Raw genomic sequence first — 8,355 nt, 5'->3', positions numbered from 1 at the left:
AACCGACGACACAGCCCTGCCCACCGAACTCACCGCATAGCCTCAAAACGAGATCACCGAGTGGCCGTCGATACACCACTCCAGCGGACGTGACCGCGGCTCCTGGTGCAACCAGGACGTCTTAGTCACTGGCAACCTCACAGTGCCAGACCTCACCGCCGAGCAGATTGCTCCGAAGTTCACCTACTACCCGCAGTACGCGGGATGACGCCCCGGCCACGCTCACCCTGGCAGGTCAAGTAACCGAGGCGCCTGGCTCCCAACCACTTGGAGAGGAGGGGAACATAGTGAAGAGGGTATACGCCGACGCCACGACGCCGGGGCCTGATCCGCCGCTCGAGCCTCCACCGGTTAGGGCCCAAAGTCAGCAGAACAAGCCCCGCTAAGGGGCCCTGAACCGGCCCCGGTCGTCCCCTGCCCCCGTGGGAGATGGCCGGGGCCTTCCCTTCTTCCGAAGCGCTGGCTGTCGTGGTAGCAGATCGCTGTCAGTAACAGCCCCCTGGCCCGTCGGTGGGCCCGGCCTGCGTAGACGCGGGATAGAGGCGGACCATCCCGATTCCCACGCGGACTGAGCCCAAAACCGACAGAAACCCTCTCAACAGGGCTCTAGAAGGCGCTGTTGTCGCAGCCCATGGTCGAGCCGATGTGCTTGCTCTGCCCACCGGCGTTGCCCTCGCCGTTGAGCGCGTTGCCCAGCAGCCCGTTGAGGATCCCGACCTGGCCGAGGACGTCGACGTTCAGGTCGTGCGACTTGCAGTTGGAGCTCTGCAGGACGCTGAAGCTGTCTCCACCCTTCTTTCCCTTGTCGCCGTGACCGTCGAGGCCCTGAGCGGTGGCCGTGCCGGCGCTCAGAAGTCCAACGCTGCCGAGGGCGACGACCACGACGGCAGCCTTGCGAAGCTTGTGCATCTGTCATCTCCGATGGAGTGAGGTGGGTGCGATCCGTGAGAGATCGACTTCGTACGGTCATCGGAGATTAAGATCAGAAGATTCAATATGTCTCGGTGACACACCGAGGTTCCCAGATTTCGTGGCGGTGCGGTCAGGCGAATGGCCGGATTCGATATCCTTGGGCAACTACATTTCTGGCATTGCCCGCCCTCATGGGTAGCAACCATTGATGTCTGTCACGCCGCTCGGGGCCTCGGGATCTCACAATCCCATCTCTATGAGTTGATCAAGCGTGACCAAGTTCCTTTTCGGGTGGTGGCCTTCGGTACCCGGTACCGGGTGATCACCGCTTCGTTGATCCGCTACTTGGAGGCAGAGTAGGGGAGCCGGTCGCCAATGGCTTCGGCGAGCCAAGGGGGGAGCGCCTGCTGTAGCGATCTGTTCAGTGCTTGGCACTCAGGTTAATTTCAGGGGGCTCACCGTAAGTAGGTGACCCAATGAGAGATTCCATCAAGAAGGTGGTCTTGCGGGACGGCACAGTGTGGTATCGCGTAACGAGCTCGCCCGTATTCGACACCAGTCCAAAACAGGCGAGTATGTCGCTCCGACCAAGCTGACTGTAAATGAGCTCTTGGATATCTGACTTCGGGCCGCAACGCGGGACGTTGAGGAGGCGACCTCCTCTAATTACGACAACGCGGTGCGTCCAGTGCGTAACCACCTTGGGTACAAGCGCGTGCAGCAGCTGACCGAGGAGGATGTCGAGGAGTTCGTCGACTGGCTCGTCACGAGTGGACGCCGGCGAGGTGGGAAGCCGGGCACTGGTTTGGGTGCCCGTTCAGTCCAGCTAACGCTCGGCCGTTTTCGCTCGGCGTTGCATTTGGCCGTTCGTCGGGGGTGGGTGGTCCGAAACGTTGCTGAGCACGTCCGAATATCGCGGGAGGCTCGCGCCAGGGCAGCCCAGAACGCGCCGGAGCGTCGTCCCTGGGACGAGTCCTAGGTGAAGGCTTTCATCGAGGTGAGTAAGGATCACCGGCTGTTTGGCCCGATGCTCCTCACCCCTTATTGCGGAGCGTCCCGCAGAAGTATGTGGCGCCCGCTGGAGAGAGGACGTCGACCTCGAAGGTTCGGGGATTATTGCCGTAGGCAATACTCGGACCGTCCTTTACGACCGAAGCCTTGAGCTGGGTCTACGAAACAAGGTCGTTGAGAAGCAGCCCAAGACTCTCAATGGAAAGCGAGTCCTGCCGCTACCCACGCCCGTTCATGGCGCGCTTGTCAACCTCCGTGCTCTCCAGGCGACGGAGAAGGAGCAAGCAGGCGAAGCCTACGAGGACTCGGGTTATGTGTTTGTTGACGAGTTGGGGCGCCCGTTAAAGACGGACAAGCTTCGACGTGAGGCCGAGAAGCTGATGGAGGCAGCTGGCGTCCGTCGAGTTCGTCTCTACGACGCGCGCCATGCCTGCCTGTCCTGGATGGCTAACACCTGTCCTGGATGGCTAACAACGGGGTCCCTGACACGGTGGTCTCGGCCTGGGCCGGGCACAGCGACCTGTCCTTCACCAAGCGGGTCTATGTTCACCCCGACCCGCAGAGCCTTAAGGCAGGCTCGGAGAAGCTGAGTGAGCTGCTCGGGTAGCCGCCTGTCGGCCCCGGGCGCCGGGGCACGATGCGGTGTATCCAGGACATATGGCCTCGCCACGACTCCGCAAAGATCACGGTTTGTCAGCGGAGCCACGTCATGCGCTGCTGGCGGTACCGATCGCGCTGATCGCGATTGTCACGGTACTCGACATACTGGCTCCGCCCAGCGTCCACCTTGGGCCCTTCCTCGTCGCCGCACCCGCTGTCACAGCGTCTTTCGCCGGGCCTTGGACGACCGGATGCGTCGGCGCGCTCGCCGTTCTGGCGCAGGCCGTGGTTGCCGTGGTGCGCACCAGTCTGACTGATCTGAACCACACCGTGCAGCTCATCACTTTGATCCTGATCTCAGGGTTCGTGACCTTCTTTGCCTACCGGCGAGAACGTCACGAAATGGAACTGACCCAGCTGCGCTCGGTGGCGACGGCAGCACAAGAGGTGGTGCTCAAACCGCTCCCCCATAGGATCGGACCTTTGCGCATCGCCTCCGTTTACCTGGCCGCAGAAACCGAGGCACAGATCGGCGGGGACCTCTATGCCGCCGCTCGCACGGCCCAAGGAACCCGGATCGTCATCGGCGATGTCAGGGGCAAGGGCCTTGAGGCAGTTGGGGATGCCGCCCTCCTTCTCGGCGCATTTCGGGGCGCAGCCCACCGGCAGGCCGACCTGCCGGCGCTGGTCACCTTTCTGGAGGGAACCGTCTCTTCGGACCTGGACGACCCCGCAGCTCCCGGAGACGAGACCGAGGATCGCGGCGAGGCATTCATCACCGCCGCTGTTCTGGACGTCCCGGACGACGAGCCGGTCCTTCACCTGATCAACTGTGGGCATCCCCCGCCCCTGCTGTTGCGCGGCGGCCAGGTCGGCCTGCTCGAAGTACGCCACCCAGCACCACCTCTGGGCCTCACCGAGTTCGTGGAAACCGACCTCTCCGCGGAAACGTTCGCCTTCGAGCCCGGCGACATCGCCCTTCTCTACACGGACGGTGTCATCGAGGCCCGCGACCGGGACGGCACGTTCTACCCCCTTGTGGAACGGGTGGTCAGCAAGTCCGGCAAAGGTCCCGACGCTCTCCTGGCCCACCTGTGCAAGGACCTGTTGCGCCACGCCGGCGGCCATCTGGATGACGACGCCGCCATGGTGGCGATCGAGCGCATGCCGGGGTCATCCCGACCCGCAGAGCCTCAAGGCAGACTCGACGAAACTGAGTGAGCTGCTCGGCTGAGGACGTTAGCAAGCTCGTCTGCGACCGGTAGTCGTCTCGGTGGGCGTACCTGGCTGATAACTCGTAGGTTGGAGATGAATGCGGTCGCGCTCGTAAAGATCGGCAGGGTACGCGCGTGACGACAGCGGAGATCGATTTCGAGGAGCTGTTCGACGCCGCACCGAACCCGTACTTGGTGCTGGACGCCGACCTGGTGATCCGCTACGCCAACCGGGCCTACCTCCAGGTCACCGGCAGAACCCGCGACGAACTGGCCGGGCAGTACATCCTGGAGGCGTTCCCGGACACTCCTGCCGCGCCGGACGCGGCGCGTGACTTCGGTGCCTCACTCCAGCGCGTGCTGGACTCCCGCGAGCCCGATGTGGTGGCACCAAAGCGATTCGACATTCCCGTTGCCGGCCGCCCAGGTGAACTCGAGGAGCGGTGGTGGTGCGGGATGTCCAGCCCAGTCCTGGGGCCGGACGGCACGGTGAAGTGGATCATCGCGCGGGCCGACGACGTCACCGAGTTCATGCACTCCCCCGTCATCCGTGAGCTCACCCCACCGCTGAGCACGCAAGCAACACGGATCGCTGCCCAGGTGTACGCCCGGTCTCACGATCTGGAACTGCTGAACGAGCAGCTACGCCATGCGCATGCCCGCGAGCGCGAAATCGCCGTCGCCCTGCAGGAGGTCATGCTTCGCTCGCCCGACTTGGCCGGGCACCGGGACATCGCCGTGCGCTACCTGCCGGCCCTCGGATCACTCAACGTGTGCGGCGACTGGTACGACGTGGTCGATCTGCCGCCCGACCGCTACTCCATCGCTATCGGGGACGTTGTCGGCCACGGTCTTGAGGCCGCCGCCGTCATGGGCATGCTGCGCAGCGCCCTGAGCGCAGCCATCCGGGCCGTTCCCAGTCCCGCACAGGCCCTGGAGGTACTGGGCCTGTACGCCCGAGCGGTCGACGGCGCGCTGGCCACCACCGTGGCCAAAGTGCTCATCGACCCTCGCACCCGACTGATCATCTACAGCAACGCCGGCCACCCACCGCCGGTACTGCTCCGTCCAGACGGCAGTTGGCAGCTGCTGGACCAGGCCACTGACCCGCCGCTGGGTGTCCGGCAAGATCATGTCCCGCGCCCTCAGGCGGGCCTGTCCTACACGCGGGGGGACACCCTCGTGCTCTACACCGACGGGCTCATCGAACGCCGCGGCGAAGACATCGATATCGGCCTGGTCCGGCTGACCGATGCCCTCGCCCAGCGCAGCACCCTTCCGGTGGAAGAACTCGCCGACGCACTGCTGGACCACCTGGGCGTCACCGGCGGCAGCCAGGACGATATCGCCCTGGTCATCGTCCGCCTGTGACCGTTTCCATCCGTGGGTGAGAAATTGTGAGACGAGAGCCCGGAAACGATCGAGGGCCTCGTCTCACATGATGTGATCCAAGGCCCTGACCTGCGACTACGGAGCGAACTCCAGTCGGGACGACAGGATTTGAACCTGCGACCCCTTGACCCCCAGTCAAGTGCGCTACCAAGCTGCGCCACGTCCCGGTGCGTCTCGCGCGGTGAACCGCGTGATCATGCAGGTCAACCCTACCTCATACGCGCCCACCCCTGACCTGCCGCGCCCCGCCCTACCCCTTGACCCATAATTGCCGCCACCTATAATTGCCTAACTCAATCGAATTACTGTCGGGCAGGCCCACGGGTCGCCGCGACCGAACGGAGCCACATGTCCCTCCTGGCCCGGCCCACGGTGGCCACCTTCGTCGCCAAGGCCATGCAACGGGTGACCGTCATGGCGGACCGCCGCTCCGGCGGCCGTGGCTCCGCCTCCGCCTCGCATGCCCGGTTCCCCGAATTCCCGCGCAGGACGAGGGAGTTGACGATCCCCACGTCGGTGGCACCGGCCCGGGCCACCGTGTACCTGCCCGCGAGCGACGAGCCCGCTCCCCCGGTGCACGTCAACTTCCACGGCGGCGGCTACGTCATGTCGCTGACCGAACTGGACGACCCGCTGTGCCGGTTCCTCGCCGCCGAGGCGGGGGCGGTCGTGATCAACGTGGACTACGTCGTCGCGCCGCAGCATCCGTTCCCGGCGCCGCCCCGGCAGGCGTACGAGATCGTCCGATGGGTCGCGGAGCACGGCGTCGAGCAGGGCTGGGACGGCAAGCGGCTCACCGTGGGCGGGCAGAGCGCGGGCGGCGGACTGGCGGCGGCCGTGGCGCGGCAGGCGCTCGAAGAGGGCGGGCCCTCGATCGCGCTCCAGGTGCTGCACTATCCGCCGCTGGACCTCGCTACCGGCGCCCGGGACAAGCGCGCCGCCATCGCCAAGCCGATGCTGCGGCCCTGGATGGCCGACGTCTTCGACACGTCGTACGTCCCTGACGTGCGGCAGCGTCTCGACCGGCTCGTGTCCCCCGCACACCCCTCGGACACCGCGGATCTGAAGGGCATCGCCCCGGCCCTGCTGGTCACCGCCGAGTACGACCTGCTCCGCGCCGAGGGCGCGCGCTATGCCGAGCGGCTTCGGGACGCCGGCGCGCTGGTCGAGCACCATGACGTGCGCGGCGCCGATCACGGGTACGACGGGAAGGACGACGTACGGGCGCGGGAGGTCTACGCGATCATCGCCCGGCATATACGGGAGGCTACGGGCCGCCAACTCCCCTGACAGCCTGGACCGTCAGGAGCCTCGGCCGCCAAGACACCGACCAGCCCCGCCGGTTGGCGACCCCGCACCCCGATCACTGCTCGTCCGGGCTTGCGGCACCCACACTCACCGAGACCGGCGGAGCAGCCGAGTACATGTCCGGCGAGGGGCAGGAAGTTCGACCCGTCGGGCCGGGCGTCATCGTGGTCCTGGTGCCCCTGCCCGGACTCCCAGACCTCCCCACGATGAATCCCGCCATCAGCAGGGCCACGACCACCACCACCCACCACGGCAGGTGGGCTGTGGCCATGTACCCGACGACGGCCACCAACGCGAGAAGTGCCGTCATATCCCTGATCCCCCTCAACTTTTCCACTCCCCTGCCCCGGGCGCACCGAGGACCGCCCGCGTCACAGCAGGCATATGACGCAACAATACGCGAGACCGTCGTATAACCCAGTTCGGCTCATCAGTACATATGACGGACGCCAATCGGTCTGCGCGCAGCGCACGTTCAACACACGCTCGGCGCGCGCTCGGCACGCGGTCAATGCGCGCTCGGTGCACACTCAGTGCGCGCCGATCAACTCCCGCTCACCGCCACTGCGGTCCGCCCGCTTCCCGCCGCGACACGCCGCCACCCCGATGAAGACCATCGACGACAGACCGGCGAGGGCGAAGGCCGTGAAGCCCCAGTCCCCCTGGTTCGCGGCGAGCAACTGGCCGCCGAGCCACGGGCCGAAGACGGCGCCGAAGCGTCCCATGCCCGAAGTCCAGCCGACGGCGGTGGCGCGGTTCTCGGGGCGGGAGCGGATCGAGACCGTCGCGTAGATCATGGTCTGGGCGCTGTTCAGGAACACCCCGGTGAGGAACACCACGGTGAAGGTGAGTGCCAGCGGCATGTGGACGCTGAGCAGGAAGACCCCGGCGGCGGTCAGCGCGAACCAGATCGCCGAGATCCGGGGAGCGCCGAAGCGATCGGAGGCGCGTCCGGCGACCAGCATGCCGACGATGCCGCCGAGGTTGAACAGAACCACGAAGGTCAGCGCCGAGCCGAGGTTGTAGCCCTCGCTGCGCATCAGGGTGGGGAGCCAGGTGGCGACGCCGTAGACGAGGAGCAGACCGCCGAAGGAGGCCAGCCAGTACAGGAGCGTCTGGGTCCACTCGCCGGCGCGGAAGAGGTTGGCCAGGGAGTGCCAACGGTCGGAGCTCGCCTGCTTGTCGGCCGGGGCGGCGGGCAGTTCGACGTCGTAGCGCCGGGCCAGCTCGCCGGCCTCCTCGCCGCGCCCCTTGGCCACCAGGAAGCTCAGTGACTCCGGCAGGAACCGGGCCAGAACCGGCACGAAGAGCAGCGGGAGCACACAGAACCAGAACGCGGCCCGCCAGCCCAGGGGTTCGACGACCCACAGGGCGACGTAGGCGGAGAGGATGCCGCCCGCGTGGTGGGCGGTCATCAGCATGCCGATGGTGAGGGCGCCACGGCCTCGTGGGGCGTAGTCGGAGACCATGCTGATCGCGGTGGGCAGCAGGCCGCCGAGGCCGATTCCGGCGAGTGTGCGGCCGAGGCCGAACACCGCGACGCTGCCCGCCAGCGCACACAGCCCGGAGGCCAGCGAGAAGAGCGTGACGCAGGCGACCATCAGCTTCTTGCGGCTGATCCGGTCGGCGACGGTCCCGGCGGCCAGGGCGCCGACCAGCATGCCGAAGGTGGCGTAACTGCCCAGGTCACCGGCCTGGTCGGGGGTGATCCCCAGGGACTTCTCCGCCAGCATGTGGGGCAGTACCGAGCCGTAGATGAACATGTCCAGGCCGTCGAAGAGGACAGCCAGCCAGCACAGGCCGACGGCGAGCACGGCCAGTCTGCTGCCACGCCCAAATCGAGTGAATCGAGTGAATGGGGAGGGGGAGGAGGACATCTTCGTTTTCCTCTCGTGCGTTTGTGCGCCAGACGCTAAGG

At 66.2% G+C, this 8,355-nt stretch carries 8 protein-coding genes, 1 tRNA gene and 1 pseudogene; 6 read left to right on the top strand and 4 right to left on the bottom strand.

Annotation, left to right across the window (positions count from 1 at the left end; translation table 11 throughout):
• Nucleotides 1-606: 606 nt before the first annotated feature.
• The gene (locus tag ACIA8X_RS38430; protein ID WP_393458796.1) at nt 607-909 is read right to left on the bottom strand and encodes a hypothetical protein; all 303 of its coding nucleotides are present in this window, start codon (nt 907-909) and stop codon (nt 607-609) included.
• Between the two features lie 141 nt (nt 910-1,050).
• On the opposite strand from ACIA8X_RS38430, the gene ACIA8X_RS38425 reads away from it, so the two are divergent.
• The 5 genes and pseudogenes from ACIA8X_RS38425 (at nt 1,051) to ACIA8X_RS38405 (ending at nt 5,108) form a co-directional block, all read left to right on the top strand.
• The gene (locus ACIA8X_RS38425) at nt 1,051-1,272 is read left to right on the top strand and encodes a helix-turn-helix domain-containing protein (protein WP_393458799.1); all 222 of its coding nucleotides are present in this window, start codon (nt 1,051-1,053) and stop codon (nt 1,270-1,272) included.
• Between the two features lie 295 nt (nt 1,273-1,567).
• Nucleotides 1,568-1,891: pseudogene (locus tag ACIA8X_RS38420) on the top strand (phage integrase SAM-like domain-containing protein); the annotation flags it as partial.
• Between the two features lie 495 nt (nt 1,892-2,386).
• A complete protein-coding gene (locus ACIA8X_RS38415) occupies nt 2,387-2,530 on the top strand; it encodes a hypothetical protein (protein WP_393458801.1) in 144 nt (47 codons plus the stop codon).
• Nucleotides 2,531-2,580: 50 nt separating this feature from the next.
• Entirely contained in the window at nt 2,581-3,744 is a 1,164-nt protein-coding gene (locus ACIA8X_RS38410) for a PP2C family protein-serine/threonine phosphatase (protein ID WP_393458804.1), read from the top strand.
• A gap of 128 nt (nt 3,745-3,872) precedes the next feature.
• The gene (locus ACIA8X_RS38405; RefSeq protein ID WP_393458807.1) at nt 3,873-5,108 is read left to right on the top strand and encodes a PP2C family protein-serine/threonine phosphatase; all 1,236 of its coding nucleotides are present in this window, start codon (nt 3,873-3,875) and stop codon (nt 5,106-5,108) included.
• A gap of 114 nt (nt 5,109-5,222) precedes the next feature.
• Here the strand turns inward: ACIA8X_RS38405 and ACIA8X_RS38400 are convergent.
• Nucleotides 5,223-5,296: transfer RNA gene (locus ACIA8X_RS38400), tRNA-Pro, on the bottom strand.
• Nucleotides 5,297-5,477: 181 nt separating this feature from the next.
• Here ACIA8X_RS38400 and ACIA8X_RS38395 point away from each other — a divergent pair.
• Complete coding sequence (locus ACIA8X_RS38395; protein ID WP_393458810.1) at nt 5,478-6,419, top strand: alpha/beta hydrolase; 942 nt, start codon at nt 5,478-5,480, stop codon at nt 6,417-6,419.
• Nucleotides 6,420-6,492: 73 nt separating this feature from the next.
• Here ACIA8X_RS38395 and ACIA8X_RS38390 read toward each other — a convergent pair whose 3' ends face one another.
• Together ACIA8X_RS38390 and ACIA8X_RS38385 are read right to left on the bottom strand one after the other, a co-directional pair.
• Complete coding sequence (locus ACIA8X_RS38390) at nt 6,493-6,747, bottom strand: hypothetical protein (protein WP_393458813.1); 255 nt, start codon at nt 6,745-6,747, stop codon at nt 6,493-6,495.
• A 220-nt stretch (nt 6,748-6,967) separates the two neighbouring features.
• A complete protein-coding gene (locus ACIA8X_RS38385) occupies nt 6,968-8,314 on the bottom strand; it encodes an MFS transporter (protein ID WP_399460247.1) in 1,347 nt (448 codons plus the stop codon).
• Nucleotides 8,315-8,355 lie beyond the last annotated feature (41 nt).

Origin of the sequence: Streptomyces sp. NPDC051738 (genome assembly GCF_044453205.1) — a bacterium.
In the GTDB taxonomy this organism is placed as follows: Bacteria; Actinomycetota; Actinomycetes; order Streptomycetales; family Streptomycetaceae; genus Streptomyces.
This window is presented reverse-complemented; position numbering and strand designations above follow the sequence as displayed.

Excerpts from the sequence above, each read along its gene's own strand:
- ACIA8X_RS38415 (WP_393458801.1), top strand. The coding sequence starts at position 2,387 with ATGGCTAACAACGGGGTCCCTGACACGGTGGTCTCGGCCTGGGCCGGG.
- ACIA8X_RS38430 (WP_393458796.1), bottom strand. The coding sequence starts at position 909 with ATGCACAAGCTTCGCAAGGCTGCCGTCGTGGTCGTCGCCCTCGGCAGC.
- ACIA8X_RS38390 (WP_393458813.1), bottom strand. The coding sequence starts at position 6,747 with ATGACGGCACTTCTCGCGTTGGTGGCCGTCGTCGGGTACATGGCCACA.
- ACIA8X_RS38385 (WP_399460247.1), bottom strand. The coding sequence starts at position 8,314 with ATGTCCTCCTCCCCCTCCCCATTCACTCGATTCACTCGATTTGGGCGT.
- ACIA8X_RS38410 (WP_393458804.1), top strand. The coding sequence starts at position 2,581 with ATGGCCTCGCCACGACTCCGCAAAGATCACGGTTTGTCAGCGGAGCCA.
- ACIA8X_RS38425 (WP_393458799.1), top strand. The coding sequence starts at position 1,051 with ATGGCCGGATTCGATATCCTTGGGCAACTACATTTCTGGCATTGCCCG.
- ACIA8X_RS38395 (WP_393458810.1), top strand. The coding sequence starts at position 5,478 with ATGTCCCTCCTGGCCCGGCCCACGGTGGCCACCTTCGTCGCCAAGGCC.